At 71.6% G+C, this 23,562-nt stretch carries 16 protein-coding genes and 2 pseudogenes; 13 read left to right on the forward strand and 5 right to left on the reverse strand.

Annotated features, from left to right (window positions below; all coding sequences use genetic code 11):
- Positions 1 to 92: 92 nt before the first annotated feature.
- Entirely contained in the window at positions 93 to 1,025 is a 933-nt protein-coding gene (locus ADK52_RS12775; protein ID WP_053689895.1) for an oxidoreductase, read from the forward strand.
- 141 nt (positions 1,026 to 1,166) lie between these two features.
- Positions 1,167 to 2,582 (forward strand): NAD(P)/FAD-dependent oxidoreductase, encoded by a 1,416-nt coding sequence (locus ADK52_RS12780; RefSeq protein ID WP_063783825.1) that lies wholly within the window; start codon positions 1,167 to 1,169, stop codon positions 2,580 to 2,582.
- Positions 2,583 to 2,654: 72 nt separating this feature from the next.
- Here ADK52_RS12780 and ADK52_RS12785 read toward each other — a convergent pair whose 3' ends face one another.
- A complete protein-coding gene (locus ADK52_RS12785) occupies positions 2,655 to 3,680 on the reverse strand; it encodes a trypsin-like serine peptidase (RefSeq protein WP_053689896.1) in 1,026 nt (341 codons plus the stop codon).
- A gap of 244 nt (positions 3,681 to 3,924) precedes the next feature.
- Between ADK52_RS12785 and ADK52_RS12790 the strand changes: the two genes are divergently transcribed.
- The 8 genes from ADK52_RS12790 to ADK52_RS12825 all read left to right on the forward strand — a co-directional run bounded on the left by ADK52_RS12790 (position 3,925) and on the right by ADK52_RS12825 (position 10,923).
- Entirely contained in the window at positions 3,925 to 5,001 is a 1,077-nt protein-coding gene (locus tag ADK52_RS12790; protein ID WP_053689897.1) for a phosphatidylinositol-specific phospholipase C domain-containing protein, read from the forward strand.
- Between the two features lie 47 nt (positions 5,002 to 5,048).
- Complete coding sequence (gene tsaD, locus ADK52_RS12795; protein ID WP_053689898.1) at positions 5,049 to 6,113, forward strand: tRNA (adenosine(37)-N6)-threonylcarbamoyltransferase complex transferase subunit TsaD; 1,065 nt, start codon at positions 5,049 to 5,051, stop codon at positions 6,111 to 6,113.
- Positions 6,114 to 6,284: 171 nt separating this feature from the next.
- Positions 6,285 to 6,953, forward strand: a complete 669-nt coding sequence (locus ADK52_RS12800; RefSeq protein ID WP_053689899.1) for an O-methyltransferase — start codon at positions 6,285 to 6,287, stop codon at positions 6,951 to 6,953.
- Between the two features lie 40 nt (positions 6,954 to 6,993).
- Positions 6,994 to 7,743, forward strand: coding sequence for a tyrosine-protein phosphatase (locus tag ADK52_RS12805; RefSeq protein WP_234343695.1), 750 nt, complete (start codon positions 6,994 to 6,996; stop codon positions 7,741 to 7,743).
- 126 nt (positions 7,744 to 7,869) lie between these two features.
- Positions 7,870 to 8,706: a S1 family peptidase gene (locus ADK52_RS12810; protein ID WP_053689900.1), complete on the forward strand. Its 837-nt coding sequence runs from the start codon at positions 7,870 to 7,872 to the stop codon at positions 8,704 to 8,706.
- A 114-nt stretch (positions 8,707 to 8,820) separates the two neighbouring features.
- Complete coding sequence (locus ADK52_RS12815) at positions 8,821 to 9,132, forward strand: DUF6968 family protein (RefSeq protein WP_053689901.1); 312 nt, start codon at positions 8,821 to 8,823, stop codon at positions 9,130 to 9,132.
- A 55-nt stretch (positions 9,133 to 9,187) separates the two neighbouring features.
- Complete coding sequence (locus ADK52_RS12820) at positions 9,188 to 9,781, forward strand: DUF421 domain-containing protein (protein WP_053689918.1); 594 nt, start codon at positions 9,188 to 9,190, stop codon at positions 9,779 to 9,781.
- A 224-nt stretch (positions 9,782 to 10,005) separates the two neighbouring features.
- Positions 10,006 to 10,923, forward strand: a complete 918-nt coding sequence (locus tag ADK52_RS12825) for a DUF6891 domain-containing protein (protein WP_053689902.1) — start codon at positions 10,006 to 10,008, stop codon at positions 10,921 to 10,923.
- A gap of 366 nt (positions 10,924 to 11,289) precedes the next feature.
- Here the strand turns inward: ADK52_RS12825 and ADK52_RS12830 are convergent, their stop codons facing one another.
- Positions 11,290 to 14,190, reverse strand: coding sequence for an AfsR/SARP family transcriptional regulator (locus ADK52_RS12830; RefSeq protein ID WP_234343696.1), 2,901 nt, complete (start codon positions 14,188 to 14,190; stop codon positions 11,290 to 11,292).
- A 118-nt stretch (positions 14,191 to 14,308) separates the two neighbouring features.
- Here ADK52_RS12830 and ADK52_RS12835 point away from each other — a divergent pair, with 118 nt between their 5' ends.
- The 3 genes from ADK52_RS12835 to ADK52_RS42945 all read left to right on the forward strand — a co-directional run bounded on the left by ADK52_RS12835 (position 14,309) and on the right by ADK52_RS42945 (position 18,696).
- Positions 14,309 to 14,608, forward strand: a complete 300-nt coding sequence (locus ADK52_RS12835) for a trypco2 family protein (protein WP_053689903.1) — start codon at positions 14,309 to 14,311, stop codon at positions 14,606 to 14,608.
- The gene (locus ADK52_RS44440) at positions 14,605 to 17,673 is read left to right on the forward strand and encodes a trypsin-like peptidase domain-containing protein (protein WP_053689904.1); all 3,069 of its coding nucleotides are present in this window, start codon (positions 14,605 to 14,607) and stop codon (positions 17,671 to 17,673) included. The genes ADK52_RS12835 and ADK52_RS44440 overlap by 4 nt, the downstream gene beginning before the upstream one ends.
- A gap of 201 nt (positions 17,674 to 17,874) precedes the next feature.
- Entirely contained in the window at positions 17,875 to 18,696 is an 822-nt protein-coding gene (locus ADK52_RS42945; RefSeq protein ID WP_324615909.1) for a DUF6801 domain-containing protein, read from the forward strand.
- Between the two features lie 480 nt (positions 18,697 to 19,176).
- On the opposite strand, the pseudogene ADK52_RS12850 reads toward ADK52_RS42945, so the two are convergent.
- The 3 genes and pseudogenes from ADK52_RS12850 to ADK52_RS44445 form a co-directional block, all read right to left on the reverse strand.
- A pseudogene (locus ADK52_RS12850) lies at positions 19,177 to 19,362 on the reverse strand (CorA family divalent cation transporter); the annotation flags it as partial.
- 315 nt (positions 19,363 to 19,677) lie between these two features.
- Positions 19,678 to 19,809, reverse strand: a pseudogene (locus tag ADK52_RS41395) (TerD family protein); the annotation flags it as partial.
- Positions 19,810 to 19,857: 48 nt separating this feature from the next.
- Positions 19,858 to 23,562 carry a tetratricopeptide repeat protein gene (locus tag ADK52_RS44445; RefSeq protein ID WP_053689906.1) on the reverse strand — a complete coding sequence of 1,235 codons (3,705 nt, stop codon included), beginning with the start codon at positions 23,560 to 23,562 and terminating at the stop codon, positions 19,858 to 19,860.

The raw sequence follows: 23,562 nt of genomic DNA on the forward strand, positions 1-23,562 counted from the left end.
GCCCCCGGCTCCACCCCCGCGAAGGGGGAGGTCTACCCTCGGTAACCCCATGGTGACCGCACCGTGCAACCCACCGTCGCGAGGGAGCTCACATGTCTGGCTGGAACGCCGAGAACATCCCCGACCAGAGCGGCCGCACCGCCGTCGTCACGGGCGCCAACAGCGGCATCGGCTACGTCGCCGCCCGCGAGCTCGCCCGGCGCGGGGCCGACGTGGTGCTGGCCTGCCGCAGCTCGGCGCGCGGCCGGGCCGCGGTGGTCCGGCTGCGCTCCGAAGTCCCGGGCGCCGAGGTGGAGTTCATCCCCCTGGACCTGGCCGACCTGGCCTCCGTACGGGAGTTCGCCCACGTCCACGGGCAGCGCCGCCGCTCCCTCGACCTGCTGGTGAACAACGCGGGCGTGATGGCGCTGCCGTACGGGCGGACCGCCGACGGGTTCGAGACCCAGTTCGGGGTCAACCACCTCGGCCACTTCGCGCTGACCGGGCTGCTCCTGCCGCAGCTGCTGGCCGCGGCCCCCGGGGCCCGGATCGTCACCGTTTCCAGCGGGTTCCACGCGCTGGGCGACGTGGACCACGACGACCTGAACGGCGAGCACGGCTACCGGCGCTGGATCGCGTACGGCCGCTCCAAGACCGCCAATCTCCTCTTCACGCACGAGCTGGCCCGGCGGCTCGAAGCCGCCGGCTCCGGGATCGTCGCGGTCGCCGCGCACCCCGGCTACGCCTCGACCAACCTGCACGCTGGGGCCTCGCGGCAGGAGGGCCACCGGCCCATGTCGCGGCTGATGGGCCTCGGCGCCGCCGTCCTCGCCCAGTCCGCCGCCTCCGGCGCGCTGCCCACCCTGTACGCGGCCACCGCGCCGGGGGTGCGGCCCGACGCGTTCTTCGGGCCGCGGCTCGGCTGGCGCGGGGCGCCCGTCCGCTCCTGGCGGGCGAAGTGGACCCTGGACGACGCGTCCGGCGAACGGCTCTGGGCGGCCTCCGAGAAACTGACCTCCGTCCCGTACGGGTTCCCCGCCCACTGAGCGGGCCGCGCGACCCGGCCCCTCCGGCCGCGTCCGGGTACGGGCGCCCCCGCGTGAGCCCCCCGTCCGCCCCCGGGGTGCCTCGGGGCGCCCCGGGCGGGACCTGATCCGGCGCGCGGCCGGCGCGGGAGACTCGGCGCCATGGACGACGACACGGACAACCACCCAGAAGTCCACGAAGCCCACGATCACGCGGTGGTCCTCGGCGCAGGCCTGGCGGGGCTGCTGGCGGCGCGGGCGCTCGCCCAGCGGTTCGCGCGCGTGACCGTGGTGGAACGGGACGAACTGCCGGACGCCGGACCGGCCTTCCGGCCCGGCGTGCCGCAGTCCCGGCACGTGCACGTGCTGTGGTCGCGCGGCCTGGACCTGATGGAGGGGCTGCTGCCCGGGGTCACCCGCGAGCTGCTGGCGGCCGGGGCGGCCCTGATGGAGACGCCGCGCGACTTCCTGTGGCTGAGCCCGGCCGACTGGTTCCACCCGGTTCCCGGGTCCCGGATCCTGATCGGCAGCCGGGAGCTGATCGACTGGACGGTCCGCCGGGAGGTGCTGCGGGACGAGCGCATCCGGGTCCGCTCCGGATCGATGGCGACCGGGCTCGTCGCCGGGCCCGACGGCCGCTCGGTCACCGGGGTACGGCTGCGCGAGGGGGACCCGCTGCCGGCCCGCTTCGTGGTCGACGCGACCGGGCGGACCTCCCGGGCCCCGGCCTGGCTCGCCGCGCTCGGCCACCCGGCCCCGGCGACGACCCGTTACGACTCCCACCTCGGCTACTCCAGCCGCTACTACGAGATCCCGCCGGACCCGGCCCGCCGCTGGCAGGGGATCTACGTCCAGGGCCGCCCCGAGAACCCGCGCGGCGGCGTGCTGGTGCCCCTCGACGACGGCCGCTGGCTGGTGACGCTGACCGGCAACGGCGAACACGCCCCGCCGACCGGGGAGGAGGAGTTCCTCGACTTCACCCGGACCCTGCGCAGCCCGGTGCTGTACGACGCCATCCGCGACGCCAAACCCCTCTCCACGCCCACGGGTTACCGCAACACCGCCAACGAATGGCGCCACTTCGAGCGCCTCGACCGCTGGCCGGCCGGGTTCGTCGTCCTCGGCGACGCCGTCTGCCGGGTCAACCCCGTCTACGGGCAGGGGATGACGGTGGCCGCCCTCGCGGCGGACGCACTGGCCGGCGCCATCCGGGGTCTGGCCCCGCGGGAGATCGCCGCGGCCGCCCGCCGGATCCAGCGGCGCACGGCCGCCGCCTCCGACGTGGCCTGGCAGATCGCCACCAGCGAGGACATGCGGTACCCGGAGACCGAGGGGCCGCCGCCCGACCGGGCGACCAAGGTCTTGCAGGCCTACATGTCCCGGGTGATCGTGGGCGCCAACGCCGACCCCGAGATCTCCCGGCCCTTCTTCGGCGTGCTGTCGCTGGCGGTCTCGCCGAACGTCCTGCTGAGCCCGGGCACGGTGGTCCGGGTCCTGTCCAAGTGGCGGCTGCCGACGGCCCCGGAGACCGCCGACTACCCGCCGCACCACAAGGCCCCGGCGGATTCGGGGACATAGGACCCGACGGGGTGCGAGCCGTGTACCCGCCGTGTACCCGCCGCGTACCCGCCGTGAACGACCGCGCCGCGTCTAGCGCGCCGCCGCGGCGCGCTCGTACACGGCGCGTACCCCGTCGTCGAACAGGCTGCTGTACGAGGTCTTCTCGTCGCCGCCCCCGTCGCGGCCGCCGACCACCCCGATCAGGGTGTGCGCGTCGGTCAGCACCGGACCACCGCTCGTGCCGTCGGGTACGTCCGCGCAATCCAGCCGCAGCTGCGTGGGCCCGTCGGCACGGGCGGTGTTGAAGCACTCCACGGGGTACTCGGTGTCGTTCGGATAGCCCACGACCCGGGCCGGGGCGGGCAGTTCGGGCCCGAACCGGATCGTCTGCGCCCCGGTGACGTCCTCCAGCCGCTCGCCGGGGTGGCCCGGCCGGCGCATGCGGAGGAACGCCACGTCGTAGTCGGGGTCCTGGTCCTCGATCCAGCGGGGGTCCACGTCGATCCGGGTGGGCACCCACACCCCGTACGGGGCCCGGCCGTCCCGGTAGCCGGGGGCGAAGGCGAGGTTCGTACGGAAGCCGAAGACGCCGCGGTACACGCAGTGGGCGGCGGTGGCGATGAGGTCGCCGCCGGGGGCGTGGACGACGCTCGCCGAGCAGTGGTGGTCCTGGTCCGCGTCCTCACCGGGGGAGAACAGCGCCCCGATCGCGGGCTCCGCGGCGGCGGGCCGCGCGACCAGCGGGTCGGAGGGCCGCCAGCCGCCCGACCGCCAGCGCACGCCGGCCGGGGGGCCGACCGTGCCCTGCGCGGCCGGGCCGGATGCGGCGGGGCCCGGTGCGGCGGGATCCGGTGCTCCCGGGGACGCCAGGGCTCCCGGGGCTCCCGGGGCCGCCGGCGGGACCTCCCGCGCCGGGCCCTCCAGTACGGCCGCCGCCGCGCGGTCGGCCTGCCCGGCGTCCTGTACGTAGCTCCCCTCGCCGGCATCCCCGTCCGCCAGGTACGCCGCCACGCCGTGCAGCTTCCACAGGAGCCCGGCGCACCCCATCAGCACGGCGCAGCCGACGCCGACGAGCAGGGAGACCCGCACGACCCGCCCGCGAACCTTGGTGAACATGTGGTACTCCCGCCCGGAAACGCCGATCGCGTCCCGATCGCGTCCCGATCAGCGCGCCGACCGGCGTCCCGATCGGCTCCCTGTTCGACGGACGGCGTGAGGGCGCCAGTTCCGGGTCGGAACGTGTCCGTCCTCACAGCCGGGACGCCCGCCATCCCCCGTCCTTCCGCCCTTCACCCAACTGTCCTACTCTCCCGCCGAGTTGACACATGGCGCACCGACTGGGCGGACAGGAGCCGAACTCATGGGATTGCGGAACCGGATGGCGGGCGCGGTGACGGCGGGCCTGGCGGCCCTGACCCTGGCCCTCGTACTGGGCACGGCCCCGGCGGGGGCCGCCGGCAGGGCGACAGGGGCGGGGGCGGGGGCCGCCGCCGACCTCCCGTACGCGGGATCGACCGGCGTCGGCGTGCACAACGCGTACGAGAAGGCGAAGTACCCGTACTTCGCGGACGCGCTCGACTCGGGCGCCGCGATGCTGGAACTCGACGTGTGGACCAACTTCTTCGGCAGCTCCTGGCGGGTCTCGCACGACAACCCCTTCGGCAACGACAACAACTGCGAGAACGCCACCAGCCCCGCCCAGCTGCGCACCAAGTCCCGCAACCAGAACCTCGCGGGCTGCCTCTCCGACATCCGCAGCTGGCACGACGCGCACCCCGGCCACCGCCCGGTCGTCCTCAAGCTGGAGCTCAAGGACGGCTTCGCCGCCAACCTCGGGCGCGGCCCGGCCGAGCTCGACGCGCTGCTGAACTCGAAGCTCGGCGACGCCGTCTACCGCCCCGGCCAGCTCGCCGCCGGCCACCCCGACCTGGACACGGCCGCCCGGGCCGGCGCCTGGCCGAGCCGCGCCGCGATGGCCGGGAAGTTCCTGGTGGAGCTGATCCCCGGCACGCTGGAGGAGGGCAACGCGGGCGACACCCTGTGGACCGACCGCGAGTACGCCGAGTACCTGCGCTCCCTCGCAGCCGCCGGCCGGCTCGGCCAGGCCGCCGCCTTCCCCGCCGTGCACCGGGCCGAGGCCGCAGACCCGCGCGCCCGGTACGCCGACGCCTCGCTGCGCCCCTGGTTCGTGGTCTTCGACGGGGACGCGAGCGCGTACGCGGGCGGCTCGATCGACACCGCCTGGTACGACCGCAACCACTACCTGCTGATCGCCACCGACGCGCAGGGCGTGGCGCCCGCCATCGACGGGGTGCACCCGACCGAGGCCCAGGCCCGGGACCGGGTCGCCCTGATGGCGGCGCACCACGCGTCCATCGCCTCGGCGGACTGGTACCCGCTGCCGTCGGTGCTGGCGACGGTGGTCCCGCGAGGCTAGTAACCTTATTGCGAACTATTCGCAATAAGGGGTCGGGTGCGGGTCTGATGGCTGTTTCTCCGGTGGTGCTCGGCATCGAGTCCTCCTGCGACGAGACGGGCGCGGGCATCGTGCAGGGCGGCCGGCTCCTCGCGCACGTCGTCGCGTCGAGCATGGACGAGCACGCCCGGTTCGGCGGGGTCGTCCCCGAGATCGCGGCCCGCGCCCACCTGCACGCCTTCAACCCGGTGGTCCGTCAGGCCCTCGACCGGGCCGGACTGCGCGCCGACCAGCTCGACGCGGTGGCCGTCACCACCGGCCCCGGCCTCTCCGGCGCGCTCCAGGTCGGACTGGCCGGGGCCAAGACCCTCGCGTACGCGCTGGGCGTACCGCTGTACGGGGTCCACCACCTGGCCGGGCACGTCGCCGCCGACACCCTGGAGCACGGGCCGCTGCCCGAACCCTGCGTGGTGCTGATCGTCTCGGGCGGACACACCTCGCTGCTGCTCGTACGGGACCTCGTGCGCGAGCCGATCCTGCACCTCGGGGACACCCTGGACGACGCGGCGGGGGAGTGCTTCGACAAGGTGGCCCGGGTGTTCGGCCTGCCGTACCCGGGCGGGCCGGCCATCGACCGAGCGGCCCGGGGCGGGGACCCGGAGGCGGTCCCGTTCCCGCGTCCGCTGACCGGCGGGCCGCGCGCGCAGGACCCGTACGCGTACTCCTTCTCCTTCTCGGGGCTGAAGACGGCCGCGGCCCGCTGGGCCGAGGGCCACCGGCAGCGCGGGGAGCGGCTGCCGGTCGCCGACGGCGCGGCCTCGCTCCAGGAGGCGGTGGCCGACGTACTGACCCGCAAGGCGGTCGCGGCCTGCGCGGCGTACGACGTGAAGACGCTGGTGGTGGTCGGCGGGGTGGCGGCCAACTCGCGCGTCCGGGCCCTGGCGGAACGGCGCTGCGCCTCGGCGGGCATCGAACTGCGGGTGCCGCCGATGACGTTGTGCACGGACAACGGCGCGATGATCGCGGCGATCGGCGACCTCCTGGTGCGCGCGGACGCGGCCCCCGCCCCGCTCGCCCTCACGATCGACCCGTCGGCCCCGCTGGAGTACGCGGCCCTGCACCCGACGCCCTGACGGCCCTGGCGGCCCTGGCGGCCCTGGCGGCCCTGACGGCCCTCGCGTCCTTGGCGGTCGCCCGAGCGGTCGGGGCCGTTGCCGCCCGGAGGCGGATTCGTTGGGCAGCGGGGTGGTCCCGGGGCGGGGGCCGTCCCGAAGGCACACGGGACTCGCGAAGGGACGTACGACATGGACAGGGCCGTCGGCGACGTGAAGACGGTGCACCTCACCCCCGAGGTGTACGGGTACCTGGTCGCGCAGGCCGAGCCGCCGAGCCGCGTCCAGGAGGGGCTCGTGGAGCGGACCCGCGCGCTCGGCCGCCCGGCGCAGATGCAGGTCCCGCACGAGCAGGGCGTCTTCCTCACCCTGCTGGCCAAGATGGTCGGCGCCCGCCGGATCGTCGAGGTCGGCACCTTCACCGGCTACTCCACGCTGGCCCTGGCCGCCGGCCTGGCCGCCGGCGGGCGGGTCCTGACCTGCGACGTCTCCGAGGAGTGGACGTCGATCGCACGGGAGGCCTGGAAGGCGGCCGGGGTCGACGACCGGATCGAGCTCGCGATCGCCCCGGCGCTGGAGACGCTCCGCGCGCTCCCGCGGGACCCGGTGATCGACCTGGTCTTCCTGGACGCCGACAAGCCGGGCTACCGCGCGTACTGGGACGAGCTCGTGCCGCGCCTGCGGCCCGGCGGCCTGATCCTCGCCGACAACGTCCTGTACGGGGGAGAGGCGGTCGACGCCGGCGCCCGGGGGAACGCCCTGGCCATCCGGGAGTTCAACGCGCACGTGCGCGCCGACGACCGCACGGAGTCGGTGATGCTCCCGATCGCGGACGGGCTCACGCTCGCGCGCAAGCGCTGAGGCATGCTGGGGCGCTCAACCGCATTCCGAGGAGCCCCAGTTGCCCGACCAGACCGTGTACCCGCACCGCCGCCACGTCGACTTCGACCGCCTGCACAACTTCCGCGACCTGGGCGGCTACCGCTCCGCCGACGGCCGTACCGTCGCCTGGGGCGCGCTCTACCGCTCCGATTCGCTGGGCAAGCTCGCGGGAGCCGACTGGGACCGCTTCCTCGGCCTCGGCATACGTACGGTCATCGACCTGCGCTACCCCTGGGAGATCGAGGCCAAGGGGCGGATCCCCGAGCCCGAGCGGTTCACGTACGCCAACCTCAGCATCGAGCACCGCCCGTACGACCAGGCCGCGATCGACCCCGGCATCGACCCCTGGCGGTACCTGGCCGACCGGTTCGCCGAGGTGACCGAGGACGGCGTGGAGGAGATCCGCGGGGCCATCGAGCTCATCGCCGCCGGTCCCGGGCCGGCGGTCTTCCACTGCACCTCCGGCAAGGACCGCACCGGCCTGATCGCCGCTTTCGTCCTGACCCTCCTCGACGTGTCCGAGGAGGAGGTCCTGGCCGATTTCGCGCTCACCGAGCTGGCCACCGCCCGCCTCACGGCCGACTGGCACGCCGCCAACCCGGGCCGCACCATGCGCTGGCCCTCGTACGGCCGCGCCCCGGCCGAGATCCTGTCCCTCGTCCTCGCCGACCTGGGCACGCGCTACGGCTCCGCTGCCGACTACCTCGCCACGCGTGTCGGGATCACACCGCAGACGGTGGCCCGCCTCCGGGACCGCCTGCTGCGCTGACGGGCGTTCTGGACCTGAAACCCGCCAACTCTGGCCACATCCTTGCCTGTTGATGCGCGTGTCCCAACAATGCACATGACAACCGAAGGATCTTCGGTTGCATCGTCATCAGAGGGGAACCCCCACATGCGCAAGCCTCTCGTCGGCGCCGTGCTCTCGCTGCTCCTGATAGGAGCGGCGGCAGCACCGGCCGTGGCCTCGACACCCCAGGACAAGGCGGCGGCCGCCGTCACCGTGAACTACGCGGGGACGGTCGCGCTCAGCAACTGCTCCGGCTCCGTCGTCCGCGTCCCCGCCTCCCAGCCGAACGACCCCGCGCTCGTGCTCTCCAACGGGCACTGCATCGAGACCGGTTTCCCGGGGCCGGGCGAAGTCGTCAAGGACCAGTCGTCCAGCCGCTCGTTCTCACTGCTGGGCGCGTCGGGCTCGCGGGTGGCGACGCTGCGGGCCAGCAAGATCGCGTACGCGACGATGACCGACACGGACATCTCGATCTACCAGCTGACCAAGACGTACGCGCAGATCCAGAGCCAGTACGGCATCGCCGCACTCACCCTGAACGACGCCCGACCGGTGCAGGGCACGGGGATCAAGGTCGTGTCCGGGTACTGGAAGCGGATCTACAGCTGCAACGTGGACGGGTTCGCGTACCGCCTCAAGGAGGGTGAGTGGACCTGGAAGGACTCGGTCCGCTACACCTCGTCCTGCAACACGATCGGCGGCACCTCGGGCTCCCCGGTGATCGACACGACGACGGGCAAGGTCGTCGCGGTGAACAACACGGGCAACGAGGACGGGCAGCGCTGCACGGAGAACAACCCGTGCGAGGTGGACGAGGCCGGCAACGTCACGGTCCGCCAGGGCATCAACTACGCCCAGGAGACGTACATCATCGTCCCCTGCATCGGCGCCGGCAACAAGATCGACCTGAACCGCGCCGGCTGTACCCTGCCGAAGCCGTAACGCAGGAGGCCGCCCGCCCCGGCGGGGGCGGGCGGCCGCCATACGCCGAACCGACGGAGACTGACGGAGACTGAGGGAGGCCGGCCCCACCCAGTCGACGAGAAGGCCGCACACATGAAGAACCACCCGACCATCGCGAGCCGCCCGCTCCAGGCGGTCACGAGGGACGGCGAGACCTTCCCGGTCACCCTCCGGCTGGGCGCCCCGTACCCCGATCCGGACCCGGACGGCGACTGGATCTGCCCGTGCCGGCTGGAGGGCCTGTCCGGTGTCACGTACGAGATCCACGGGGTCGACGGATTCCAGGCCCTGTCCCTCGCCGCGGAGGTCCTGCGCAGCCGGCTGACCGAGGCCGCGCAGGAGCGCGGCCTCACCTTCACCTGGGGCGGGGAGAGCGGCCTGAGCGCGGCCGAGGTCCTGATCTAGCCGGATACGGCGGGTCGGTGACACCGGACACGCCGGATGTGCCAGCGTGGTCGGGATGCATTCCGTCCACGACGCCCTCACCCCCTTCCTGCACGGCGACGTCCCGTACCTGGAGAAGGCGCTCCGCACCATCGGGGTCTACGTGCTGATCCTGGCGCTGCTCCGGATCGTCGGCAAGCGCCAGCTCGCGCAGCTCAGCACCTTCGACCTGGTGGTGATGCTGCTGCTGGCGAACGTCGTGCAGAACGCCGTGATCGGTCCGGACAACTCGGTCGTCGGAGCGGCCTTCGGGGCCGCCGTACTGCTCGGGGTGAACTCCGTGGTGGTCCGGACGGCCGCCCGCTACGAATGGCTGGGCCGCCTCCTGGAGGGCAGCCCCACCACCCTGGCCCGCGACGGCCACTGGCTCACCCGGGTGATCCGCCGCAACGGCCTGCGCCGCGCCGACCTGGACGCGGCGGTCCGCCACCAGGGCGGTGACGACGTCACGGAAACCACGGAGGTCACCCTGGAACCGGGCGGCGCCCTGGTGGTCCAACTGGCGGAAGCGAACCAATCCGCGGACAAGTCCGACATCGCCGCCCTGAAGGCCGCCCTGACCACCCTGACCCACAAGGTCGACGCCCTGTCCCCCCACAACACCCCCTGACGAACCCCCCGTCGGCGTTCTGGTCGGTAGCTACGAGCCGCACCGCCCGAAGTCCGGTGACGGCGGCGGCCGGTTCGGCTGGGAGGAAACCGTCGATCTCTTGGCCCCGTTCCTCGCGGGAGGGGCGCCCGCCACTGGCGGTTGGCGGACGCCCGACCACCGGTCGCCGGCCGCGCGCGGGAGCCGCTCCCGCTGTTGTCAGAGGGGCGTGTCAGAGTTTGCGCATGCTCGAGATCGTGGTGATGACGGAGAACGGGGAACGGCACGTCCGCGTGTCCGCAGAGGAGTTGGCCGGGCTGGTCCGGCGAATCGGCGGCGACGGTGACCGGTTCTTGGTGATCCAGCGGATACCAGACCTTCCGGACGTCTTCGCGCAGGTCTGGCACAAGGCCGGAGGCGACTTCACGCTGGAGCACCGCGGCGGTGCCGCTGCCCGGCACTTCCAGGCGATGGCCGACAAGCCGGAGGACGTGATCGGGGCGCTCACCGGCTGGGCCCTTCAGGAGGCCGGCTGGGACGCCGGCCTGGCATGGTCGCTGCTGGACATGGGCCCCACCCTTGGGGCGCCACCGCTCGACCTTGACGAGGACGAGCGCGAGGAGTTGGAGAAGCGGGTCCGGGAGGTGTTGGTCGGCGGGTTCTCTTCCCGCGCCGAGCTGGCCGAGCTCGCTGAGGACTACCTGGTCACCAAGGACCGCCGGCCCGTCTCGCGCGAGCAGGCGGTGGCACTGGTCGATCGGATGTGGCTGGAGCGTGTTGCGGAGCAGGCCGAGTGGCAGGGTGAGACCGACCCCGAGCGGCTCACCCGCGCGTTCACCGTCCTGCGGGAGGCCGGCATCACTGCCCGCGAGAACTTCACGTGCTGCCGCGGCTGTGGCCACGCGGAGATCGGAGGGGAAGGCGGGCCCGGCACCCGTGGCTTCGTCTACTTCCACACCCAGTGCACGGACTCCGCCGCGGCCGGCCATGGACTGACCCTTCTCTACGGCGGCTTCGACGGATCGTCCGAAACCACCGCATCCATCGGCCACGAGGTGGTCGCAGCCCTCGCAGCGGCCGGCCTCCCCACCGAGTGGGACCAGGACCCCGGCCAAGCCATCACCGTCACCCCTCTGGACTGGCGCCGACGCCTGGTCGGCTAGGGACCGGCGCAATGGCTCCCGCCCACATGCGGAGTGAGGCGGGGGTGAGGTGCCGTTCATGACCGTGCGGCCGTCCAGCCCAGGACGGCCCGCAGGGCGCGGCACGCAGCAGATGCCGTGCCGCCCCGGATCGCATCCGCAGCGGCGTGTCCTGTGGCGAAGCCGATCAGTGGATCGAGTCGGCCCGTGGGAGCCAGTCGCGCTTCATGAAGATCACGTACGGGCTCGTCCGCACCATCGCCATCAGCAGGATCGCGACGGTTCGGCGGAGGCACCTCCACCCCCGCCTTGCCGGGGCCGGTGCCTGCGGACGTGGCGCCCTACCGGGCTTCCCGGTCTTCGAGCTCCTCGGACGTCGGTGCGCGGTCAGGGCGCTGCCCACGGGCGCCCGGGGATGTCGAGCACGGCCTGGAACTGCCCGAGCGCCTCGTGGATGCGGCCCGTCGCCAGGTAGGCGCGGCCCAGCCGCGAGCGGATGTCCATCTCCAGCCAGTCGTACGCGGGTTCGGTGAGTGGGGACAGCAACTGGTGGTATATCAGGGCCTGATGGTGGAGTGTCACTGCTGTGCCCGCATCCCCTTCGCCCTGCTCTGCAGTGCCCAGCCGGGTGAGCCCGCGCGCACAGAGGAAGACGTCTCCGGCCTCCTCGACCAGGTGGACTGCCTGACGGAGCAGGTCTTTGGCCTCGGCGTACCGGCCGAGGCGGAGGTGGATGTCTGCGGCGAAGCTCAGGACCCGGCCGAGCAGGCGCGGTCTGCGGCTCCTGTCGGCGTGGGTACGGGCCTCGGCGAAGCAGGCCAGCGCCTCCTCGTTCCGTTGCTCCAACTGGTGGGCGAGGCCTTGGATGACGTATGCGATCGAGGCAACCCACTCGTTGTGCGGCGGCCGGGACACGTTCAGTCCCGCGGTGACACGGGAGATCGCCTGGTCGCCCTCGCCCACGCTCACGTCGACGGACGCCAGCCCGATGAGGGCCCGGGCCTCTTCGACCGGGTCGAGGCAGCGCCGGCTGAGCTCGAGGGCCTCGGTGAACAGGGCCCGCGACGGCGCGTACCGGCGTTGGTACACGCCGGTGTAGGCAAGGCAGTTCCGCAGGGCGAGGGCCATCCGCGGGTCGGTGGCCTCGTCCACGTGCGCGAGGGCGATCTCAAGAGCGGTCTGGGACTCGTGGTAGCGGCCCTGACGCGTGAAGTAGTCGACCAGCGCCTCGGCGATCCAGCACGCGTAGTCGACCTCGCCGAGGGCCACGGCGTGTCCGACGACGTCGGCGAGCTCTCCACCGGCCGCGTCCAGCCAGATCTCCGCTTCCTTCCAGTTCGCGAACGGTGCCCCGGAGGGCTGGGGTCCGGTGGGGAAACCGGTGGGGAGGCCCCAGTCACTGGCGATCCGGGCAGCGTCCAGATAGAGGCGCAGGGCAGCCGTACGTGTGCCGGCAGCCTCGCCGGGCAGGGCTTCCGCGAGGCGCCGCGCGTGCACGCGCACCAGATCGTGCAATCGGTAGCGGCCCGGACGCGGTTGTTGCAGAAGGTTCGCGTCGACCAGGCTTTCCAGGATCTCCTCGGTGTCGTGGAGCGGTCGGTGGAGCATGGCCGCCGGCGCCAGCGCATCGAACTCGACCGTCGGTGCCTGGCCCAGGGCTCGGAATCCGAGCTGCTGGTCGGGTGCGAGCTGGTCGTACGACAGCCGGAAGGCCGCCTCGACGCTGCGCTTTCCGACGCTCAGTTCACCGAGCCGGCGTTCGTCGTCCGCCATGCGGGCCACCAGGTACTCCACCGTCCAGCTGTGGCGGTTCTGCAGCCGAGACCCGGCGATGCGCAGTGCCAGCGGCAGCCCGTCGCACAGCCCGACCAGCTGACGCGTCGCCTCCGGCTCGCGGCTCGCGCGCTCCTCTCCGATGATGTGCGTGAGCAGCAGCACCGCACGCCCGCTCCTCAGCGGCTCCAGCGTGACCCGCCGGTCGGCGTCCAGTTCGGGCAGCCGTCGACGGCCGGCCACCAGCACCCTGCTTCCCGCGCCTGCGGGCAGCAGCGGTCGCACCTGGTCGGCGTCGAGGACGTCGTCCAGCACGAGGAGCAGGCGTAGCGGGCTGGTTGCCGCGCGCCAGGCGGCGGTGAGTTCTTCGAGGTCGCTCGGCAACTCGCCTTTGGCCGCGCCCAGGGAACGCAGCAGGCGCTGCAGTGCCTGCTCGGGGGTCTGCCGCCGCTGCGTGCTGTGCGCGCGCAGGTCCACGAACAGGCTGCCGTCCGGGTACCGGTCGCTGAGCTCATGGGCCGCGCGTACGACGAGCGCGGTCTTGCCGACACCGGCCGTACCGTCCACGATCACGATCGACACGGATCCGGGAGCACAAGCCTCGGTCAGCTGCGCGAGCTCGGCCTCCCGGCCGACGAGTCGGCCGGTGTCGCCCGGCAGCTCATTGACGGTGCGGCGGGTCCGGGCCCGGGTCCGGGCGGGCTGCGCGGCGGAGCGAGCAGCGGCCGGACCGAGCAGGTGTTCGTCGTCGTGGCGCAGCACCGCTTCGTACAGTCGGTGGAGCTCTGCCCCCGGATCGACGCCGAGCTCGTCACGCAGCCGTACGCGCATGCCCTGATAGGCGTTCAGCGCTTCCGCCTGGCGTTCACAGCCGTACAGGGCTCGCATCCGCAGCGCCAGCAGCGACTCGTCGTACCGGTCGGACGGCGACAGGATCGTGAGGTCGTCCAAGGCGTCACCGAACCGGCCGAGCAGGACCAGGCACTCGAGTCTGTCCAGCCGGAGCCCTCGCCTGCTCTCCGACAGCCGTTGCCGCTCGGCCTGGGCGAAGGCCCCCGGCAGGCCGGCCAGGGGCTCGCCGCGGAACAGTGCGAGCGCCGCGGACAGTTGGTCGACAGCCCTGGCCAGCTCGCCGGACGCCTTCGTGCGCCGCGCCTCGACGCCCCGCTCGGTCAGGTCCGCCGCATCGAGCCGGACCCCTTCGACGGCGAAGCGGTACCAGCCCTTTCCGCTGCGGATCACCGACTCCGTATGGCGGGTGCCATCCGCGTCGAGCGCTCGGCGCAGCGGGTTGACATGGCTGGCCAGAACTTTGTGTCCGGACGCGGGCGGCTCCACCCCCCACACCCCGTGCATCAGCTGCTCGTGGCTCACCACGGCCCCCCGGCGGAGCAGCAACGCGGCCAGTACGGCTTGCCGTTTGACGGGCCCCAGATCGAGCGGTGCTCCGCCCCGGCACGCCCGTAACGGCCCCAGCACCGCGATCCGGAGCCGCTCGGGAGGTTCGCTGTCCATGGAGGAGCCCCGCTTTCGCACATCATCGGAATTTCATCTGCATTGCAGCGCGTCCGGTCATGGTTGCAGAGATGCGACTGAGAACGGCTGAGAAGCCAGGGAGCGCAAGGGGCGCGGTGTGATCGAGTTGACGAGCGTGATCAGGGACCTACGGGAGGAGCTGGGCCGCGCGATCGCTGCGGCGGAGGGCGAGGCCCTGCGCTTCGAGCTGGGACCGATCGAGTTGGAGCTGTCGCTCGCGCTGGAGCGGGCCGGGCAGGCAGGGGCGAAAGTGCGGTTCTGGGTGGTGGAGTCCGGTGCTGAGGCGGAAGTGCGCGCCGTCTCCGCGCAGCGCATCTCACTGGCGCTGCAGCCGGCCGTGGCTGGGGCGGGCACACCACCGTTCATCTCCGGTCGCGCTGACGCGAACGAGCAGTGAGCGGCGTCGCGGACGGGGTGACGGAGCAGAGCGGGTCGACGGAGCCGAGCGGGGCGAAGGAGCCGAACGGGCCGACGGAGCCGAGCGGGCTCGACCGGCGGCGGGCGGTCCAGGTCGTCACCACATGCGGCGCGGGCGCCGGAGGGCGCGGGTCGGGTTACCAGGTGGCCGGGAACGTGGTGCTCACGGCCGCGCACGTGGTGCGCGGCGCGACGACGGTGCTGGTGCGTTTCCTCACCGAGGACGGCGGTACGCGGGAGTTGCAGGCCGAGCCGGTTTGGATGAACCACGACTCGGATGTCGCGCTGATCGTCCTCGCGGACGCAGCCGTCCGCGGCCCGGGCGCGGGCAGCCCGGCCGGTGCTGCGGTTCCGCCGGTTCGGTTCGCCCGTGTTTCGAAGCCGGTGGAGTGCGAAGCGCTGGGATTCCCGAGGTTCAGACTGCGTGCCGGGACCGCGTCGCCGGACGGCGGTGCGCCCGTGTCGTATCGGGATTCCCACCACGCGCGCGGTGAGACCACCCCGTTGTCGAACCAGCGTGAGGGCAGTTTGGAGATCACCCTGAAGTCTTCCCCGGAGCACGACCCCGAGCGCGGCCGTTCGCCTTGGGAAGGCATGTCGGGGGCCCCGGTGTGGAGCGACGGGTACCTGATCGGAGTCATCACCAAGCACCACCGCTCCGACGGGCTCGGCACGCTCGCGGCGAGCCCGGTGGACCGCTGGTACCGACACGTGAGCGCGCGGGAGATCGGCGAACTGAGCTCGTTGATCGGGTTGCCGGTGCATCCCGGCGGCCTTGAGGAGCTTCCCCGTCCGGCGCCGCTCCCCGGGGCGCCGGAGCTGAGGGAGGCGGCCGGGGCGCTCGCCTCCAGGGTGGCCGGACAATGGCGGAAGGAGGAGCGGCGGCGGCACGTGCACGACCCGTTCCCGCTCCCGGTGCGCTTCCGCAACGGCGACGCGCGCCTGCTCGATCACTGGGCCAAGATCCGCGACGCACCACCCGGGGCGAATCCGGCGCCGCTCGCACTGGCCGGGAGCATCGACCGGATCGTGCAGGCGTACCGGTCCGTCCCGTCGGGCCGGCTGGTGGTGCTGGGTGCGGCCGGCTCGGGCAAGACGATCCTCACCCTGCGCTTCGTCCTCGACTGGCTGGGGACCCGTACGGCGGACGAGCCCGTACCGGTGATCTTCACTCTGGGGTCATGGGACCCGACCACCGTCTCCCTGCGCGACTGGATGTGCCGGCAGCTGGTACGCGACCACGGCCTCGCCGTCCCTGCCGCGCACGGAGGGGACCTGGCCGGCGCGCTGGTCGACACCGGCTGGATCCTGCCCGTCATGGACGGGTTCGACGAGATCGCCGGCGGCCTGCGGCGTGCGGCGTTCAAAGAGCTCGACCGCACCACCACCCCGCTGCTCCTCACCAGCCGGCCCCGGGAGTACGCCGAGGCGGTGGCGGCCGCCCGCCCGTTCCCGAAGGCTGCCGTCGTCGAGCTGGACGAACTGACCTTGGACGACGTCGCCCTCTACCTGCCTCTCACCAGCCGTCCGGGCACGGACGGTGGTATGCGCAGTACCGTGTGGGAACCCGTCCTGGACGAACTGCGCGGACAACGGCGCAGCCCGGGCGCGGAGAACGTGGCCAGGGCGCTCACCACCCCGCTGATGGTCGCCATGGCCCGTGCCGTCTACAGCGACGTCCCCGGGGCCGACCCCGTACGGCTTCTGGACACCTCCGAGTTCGCCTCCCCGGAGGCCCTGCAGAGGCATCTCCTGGCCGCGTTCACCCCGGCCGCCTACGAGCCCTCGCCGACCGACGGCGGCAGCGGTCGTCGTGGGCGGCGGGACTGGAACCCCGACCGTGCGCAGCAGTGGCTCGGCTACCTCGCCGCGCACCTGGACCGACTCGGCAGGTCGGGCACGGGCGTCCCCGCACGTGACCTCGCCTGGTGGCAGCTGGGCACCACGATGAGCCGTTCCTCACGCATGCTCCTGATCGGATTTCTGGCCGCGCTGGCCCTCGGGGTGACGACCGCCGTCGGGAACGTTCCCGTGGACTTGGTGGCGACATCGTTGGGGCTCAGGTTCGCGATCGTGCGCGGGCTCGTGGTCGGGCTCCTGCACGCGCTCGTGAACGGACTGTTCTTCGGGCTCGTGTACGGATTCGTGTCCCGGGGCGGGGCGGAGCCGTCGCGCGTACGCATCCAGGTCTTCGGCGGGACCGGGCGCAGGCGTACGGGGGTTCTCCCCAGGTTCCGGCTGGGGCTCGCGTGCGGGGGCCTGGCCGCGCTCGTGCTCTTGTTCCTGGACAGGGTCGTGGTCGAGTCCTTGGGGCTCGGGGACGGCCTGGACGGCGGGCTCGTGGGGGGCTTCGTGTTCGTTCCCGGGCTCGGGCTCGGGGTCGGGTCGGTGCTCGGGCTCATGGCCTGGCTGGAAGTTCCCGTCGACATCAGATCCGGTGTCAGTTCCTCGGAGCTGCTCGGCCAAGACCGCAGGAACGTGGTCTTCCATTTGCTGGTGTGGGCGCTCGTGTTCGGGACGGGAGCCGGATGCGCCAACGCGTTCACGTCCGGGCCCGGGTGGGGGCTCCTGGTGGGGCTCGCGTTCGGGGTTGAAGCGGCCTTCGCGGGCGGACTTGCGTACGGACTCGCCTTCACCGCTTGGGGCCAGTGGGTGGCCCTCGCCCGCATCTGGCTGCCCCTCACGGGGCGGTTGCCCTGGCGGCTGGTCGCCTTCCTCGACGACGCGTGCGAGCGGGACGTACTGCGCCAGGCCGGCGCGGTCTATCAGTTCCGGCACGCTCAACTCCAAGATCACCTGAACCGCGTCTTCCGGGCGGGCCGCAGCAGCGGCCCGCCGGCTCCCGCTGAGTCACCCACGGCGGGCGACGGAGCCACGACGGGGGTCGGCTGCGTGCCGGCCGAGGTCGGCATCGGCTCGCCGGGCCGACTACGGCCGACCCGGCCGACCCGGCCGACCCGGCCGACCCGGCCGACCCGGCCGACCCGGCCGACCCGGCCGACCCGGCCGACCCGGCCGACCCGGCCGACCCGGTCGAACCGGTGACGGGCCGGACCGGTGACGGGCGCCGGACCGGCCGTCACCGGCACGTCGCAGCACTGCACGTTTCTCCGAGCGATCAACACACCCTGATGGGGGTCGGCATGAGAACTGGCAAGCACACTCTCAACGCGCACGAACGGTGCCGTCCGGAGGAGCATTCCGGTGCCGGGCGGCCCGCTCCGACTGGCGACGGTCGCAGCGGTTGTGGGCGGGGGACTGGGACTCTCGGCGACCGGCCCCGCTGCCGCGGACCCGGCGTCGCTCACCCTGCGGTACACGTGTTCGACCGGGGTGATCGGGAGTCTGCCCGTCACGGTGCGGATCGACGCGGACGTCCCCGAGTCGTCAGAGGTGGGAAGGCCGACCCCGGCCTTTCCCATCAATGCGGCGGTGCCGGTGCCTGCGGACGCTGCGAAGGCACTGGCCGGGCTCGGCGTGGCGACCGTCGAGGGCATGGTGGAGGCGCAGGCCCACGTGGCGGCTCCGGAGGGGGCCAGCCGGGTGAAGGTACCGGTTGATGTGTCGGCCGCTGTTCCGGCGGCCGGGTCCTTCCGTGTCGAGGGGTCGGGGTCCGCACCGGCGCTCACCTTCGGGCAGGCGGGCACCGCGCGGATCACCGTCGGCGACCTCGTTGCGCATCTGGTCCTGAAGGACGCGCGCGGCCAGGTCGTCTACCCCGGCGAGATCGACGCCCGGTGCACGCCGGATACCGGGCAGAACAACGTCCTGGCTTCGTTCCGCATCACCGGGACGGGGACCGTGACCGGGCCGGACAGCGGGCAGGCCACGTCCGGGGCGCAGGGAACTGCCGGTACGGCCGCCACCCCCGGTGCGTCGCCGGCCGGCGGGACCGCGTCAGGCGCTGCCGGGTCCCGGCCGCGGGGCGCGCTCCCCGAGACCGGATACGACCCGGCCCCGTGGTTGCTCGGCGGCGCGGGCGTGCTGCTGGCCGCCGGCGCCGGCGCCCTTTTCGCCGCACGCCGAACCCGCGCGGACGGCGGCGCCGGCGATGCCGCAGCGCCCTGACCGGGTGATCGCCGCCCGACCTGCAACTCGTAACAGCTGGTCATGCTCCTGACTGCGGCACAACCCCCCCAGGGGAAGTGATCAGCGCATGACCAAGCGGCCCTTGAGGAAACCGGAGCCGTCTGCAACGGGGCCCGCTGGTACACCCGCTGGGGGTGGGTCGAGCCGAGGGCCGCGCCGGCGGCCTCCGAGTTGCCGCACACGTACAACATCCGGCGCAGCACCCTCGACCCGCTGATCAGCTCCTGTGTGGCGCAGACGCCCGGCGTCGATCCGCTCCGCGGCCACCACCGAACGACGACGGGGTGACGGTCCTCGCGCTACGCCAAGGCCCGTCCGTTCCATCCAGGGGAGCGGCTGATGTTCCCGGCGGCAGCGCCCACCACCGTCCCGCCACACACGGAGTCATGACCGGTTCCTCTTCCACCCCCGCCCACTCTCACCGAGCGGGCTCCGGAGAAGCGGGTCGCGGTCCGTCGTCTACAGCCAGTCGCGCTTCTTGAAGATGACGTACAGGCTCGTGCAGACCACCGCCATCAGCAGGATCGCGAAGGGGTAGCCCGCCGCCCAGTGGAGTTCCGGCATGGTCTCGAAGTTCATGCCGTAGATCGTTCCCACCAACGTGGGTGCAAACAAGATGGCCGCCCAGGAGGAGATCTTCTTGAAGTCGTCACCCTCACGCCGCTGACCTGCGGAATCGGGCAGAGAAGCCCTCTGATCTGCGGCGATCCGCCTTTCTGGCTCTTTCACCGTGTTGCCCATTTATACGGCCGATCCTCCCCAGCCGCTCCCCAACGGGGTTTCATTCACCCCAGATTCTCCCCAGCCGAAGGTACCTTCGAAGGCGGTTCACCGCTGGTCAGCGGGGTGACTTGGGCGGTGGGGCGGGCTACGGAGCGTATTGACGTAGGGCGCCTGCCTGCGGCTAGGGGGTTGAAGTCGCGGATAGCTTCCACCCTTGGTGGGCGTCGACACAATGGGCTACCCCACGTCGACTCCGTGCGCTCTGGCCAAGCCGTCGAGTCCGTCGGCCCAACCCTGTCCGACTGCTCGGAGCTTCCACACCGGCCGACTCTCGGCGGACCTGTGCCGGTACAGCTCCGCGACGAGAGGGGCGGCCGCCTCCTCGGACGGCTGGGAGCCGTCCGAGGGCGGCTGTTACTAGGAGTCGCCATCGTCGGCACGCACGGCCATCAGAACGCGTTGCAGTGCGGTGATACGCCGGCCCCCCTTCGGATAGACCTCCAAATCTCGGACCAAGAGCGCTTCGAGCTCGGCCTGCGCGGCACGCGGCTGCTTCGCCTCCCACAGCATCTGGGCCCGACGGTAGCGCGCATCCCAGACCATGTCGTGATCCGCACCATGTGTCCGGGCCAGGCTCTCCGCGTTCTTCTTGAACTCTTCGGCGCTCTCCACCAGCCTGCCCACCCGGTGCAGGCCTTCGCCAAGATTCCTCCGCGCTATCTGCGTGTCCTCGTGATCCGGTCCTAGTCTTCGTCCCCGACGCTCTACCACGTCATGAAACCGGGAGATGGCCTCGGTGAGGTTCCCTTGGTTTCCCAGCGCCATGGCTAGGTTGTGGTCCATCGTCAGGGTCTCGGGGTGATCGTCTCCGAGTACCTTCCGGCATGTGGCCAGCGCGTCGCGGTACTCCACCTCGGCTTCGGTGAATCGTCCTTGATCGGCCAGCAGGAAGGCCAAGTTCCCCTGCACAGAAAGAGTCTGGGGGTGATCCCTCCCCATGACGCGGGCGCTCACTGACCAGATGTCCCGGTACGCGGCCTCGGCCTCGGAGACGGCCCCCCTGTCAGCGAGAATGCGGCTGATGGCTGTACGCGTGGCGAGTGTCTGAGGGTGCTCGGGCCCGTGGGTACGTTCCAGGATCGCCAAGATCTCCGACTGTTCCTTCTCCGCTTCGCCGAGATGGCCCTGGATACGCATGACGACAGCGAGGTTGTGGCGTACTGCTAGCAGTAGCGGCTCGTCGTTCGAGTGCTTGGGGGCCGCATCCTTGAGGGCTTCCCGGTAGACAGCCGCTGATTCGTCGAGCATTCCTAAATCCTTGAGCGCGACCCCGAGGCTATTGCGAGCGGTGATGGTCGCGGAGTGTGCGTCTCCTGACCGCCGCCGCTCCTCGTCGATGATCCCCCGTAGCTGATGGATCGATTCCTGCAGCTCGCCGCGTGCACGCAGCACCGCCGCCAGGTTGTGCCGTGTGCTCAGCCGCGCACTGTCCTCCTCCGGTAGCGCCTTCACCGCCTGCCTCAGCTGCTCCTCGGCCTCGGCGAGGCTCCCCTGTTCAAGTAGGAGCGCGCCCAACGCCGCCCGAACACTGGCGACGTTCCGGTGCGGTTTGCCGAGCACTCGCTCCTGAAGAGCCAGGACGTCGCGCAGCTGGGAGACGGCTTCGTCCGTTCGCCCGATGCGCCCCAGGGACATCGCCCACTCGTATCGGGCATTCAGCGTGGCGGCGTGGTGCTCCCCGTGGCGCCTGGTCACCGAGTTCAGGATCGACCCGTACTCCGATTCCGACTCGGCCAGTTTGCCCACGGCTTGTAGTGCTGCGGCACGACTGCTGCGCCCCACCAACACATTGGGGTGGTCGTCGACGAATTGCCGGCGCTGTGCCTCGGTCAGCTCCTCGAAGACGGCCGAGGCGCTCTTTGCGTCGAGCTCACCCTGCGACATGAGCAGGACGGCCAGAGTGTGGCGTGCGTCGAGCGTCTCGGGATGATCGGCTCCCAGGATGCGGGTCCGCGCGTCCAGTACGGCGCGGATCTCGGCTTCGGCCATGGTGAACTTCTGGCGCAGAAGGAGCGTGGAAGCCAGATTCGCCCGCGTGGTCAGCGTGGACGGGTGTTCGACCCCGAGGGCTTCCTCCTCCAGTTCCAGAACCTGGCGGAATACCTCCTCCGCACGTTCATTCTCCCCTTGGTCGCGCAGCGAGACCGCGAACTCGTGCTGGGCTTCGAGGACGTCCGGGTGTCGGTCGCCCAGCTCGGCCCGCAGCCCTTCCAGTACGTGCCTCCCCTCACTCGCCGCTTCATCAAGACGCCCCATGCCCCTGAGGCAGATCGCACGGGCGTGCCGAGAGCGCAGAGTGTTGGACGACTCCGCACCGAAGAGCCGGGTTTCATGGAGGATGACCTCGTCGTATTCGTGCTCGGCTTCCTCGAGCTTCCCCCGCCGGGATGCCACTCCTGCCCGCTCGTAGCGCACGGCCAGGGTCGTTGAGTGGTCCACTCCGAGATGCCTTACACACTCCTCCACAATGTGATCGAGTTCGGCCTCTGCCGCCTTCAGATCACCCATCTCCTTGACCGCGATTGCCCGGTGCTTGCGGATGTTCACCCCGATCCAGGGGTTCGCCGCCGCGTGATTGGCGCGCTCCAATACTTCGTCCGCCAGCCCGCAAGCCGCTTCGTAGTCGCCTCGGAAGTGGAGATAGGCCACGGCGATCCCGGCGCACAACAACACATCAGTGAGAAGGGCATCGGCGGTGGCACCCCATCGAGGAAGCCGGCTCATCATGACCAGCCAGTGCGGGACGAGCCCCTGCCAAGCCGGCCAGCAACCTGGGTCCCGCGGATCTTGCAGGTACGGGGTGACCTTCACCAGAAGGTTGGCGGCCGAGTCCCACACCAACCGGTGGTTCTCGGGGTTCGAGAGGAGGGGGGCGACGGATACTTCGGCCACAAGCCGGTGGATCTGGTACGCGGGTTCCACCGGTCGCGCTCCGACCCCGATGAGGCCGAACCGGCGGAGTCCGCTCATGGCCGCTCTGATTGCCCGCGGTTGTAAGTCCGTGGGCCACATTGCCAGGGAGGCAATGGTAGAGGGGGCGAGAAGGGCATTCGGCAGGGAAGCGGTCGGTGCGAAGCAGGAGAGCAGCTGAAGCAGACCACGGGCATGCGTAGTGCCCTGCCTGTCGAGGAGATTGAGGGACAGCTCCCAAGTGCCGGCAATCGTCCTGCGCGCCTTCTCCTCCTCGCTGCGCAGGTCGCCGTGTACACCCTCAACCGCGTCGTCAAGGAACAGCGGTGAATCGCCGAGCGCTTCGACGTACTCGGAGAAGGTTTGCGCTTCGGCAAGTGGATCGCCATGCGCCATGCCCAGATACATGCCCGCCAAGTGCAGGGCGAGCGGCAGGGAGCCCAACCGGTCTGCGAGGGCCCCGGCGGCGCTCGTATCGCCGGCTTCTGGAGCCAATGTCTGGAGGATACGACCCGCGAATTCGAGTTCCAGGACCTCAAGTCGGTGGAAGTGAGCAATCCGGCTGCCCCAGGACCGCTCGTTGCCATCGCGCGTGGTGACCAGGACTCCCTGTGACATGCCAACTGGAGGCCTGACCCAACCCGTGGCGTCGGCCAGCGCCGCCCCTGGGCAGGACAACACATCGAGATCATCGGCATCGTCGAGGACCAGCAGCCAGGGGCGGTCCAACGCTGCCAGATAGCGCCACACCAGATCTGCTGCGGGCCGCCCGCCCTTCTCCCAGGCGTGGGCCACATGTTCGACTGGGGCCCCCGCGAGGAGGGCCGCGTGACGCATACCGTCGGCGACAGCCGCAGCGGATCCTGCCTGGATCCAGAAAACCTCGACGCCAGACTCTTTGGCCCGCTGAGCTGTGCTTAGGGCAACGGTCGTCTTGCCGACCCCGCCCATTCCCGCAAGGACGTGGATACGAGGGCGATCCACCGCGTCGGCCTGGATAAGAGCCGTGAGGGTACGGTCCCGCCCCAGCACGGCCTCCGGGAGCCTGCCGTACGGCGGCTCCACCGAACCCAGGGCAAGTAGCTCCTCGGCGGAAGGGGCGGGGTCAGCCAGGCTCGTTCCCACGTTGATGTTGACGGCGGCATGGAACAC

The sequence above is a fragment of the Streptomyces sp. WM6372 genome, from assembly GCF_001279655.1.
Lineage (GTDB): Bacteria > Actinomycetota > Actinomycetes > Streptomycetales > Streptomycetaceae > Streptomyces.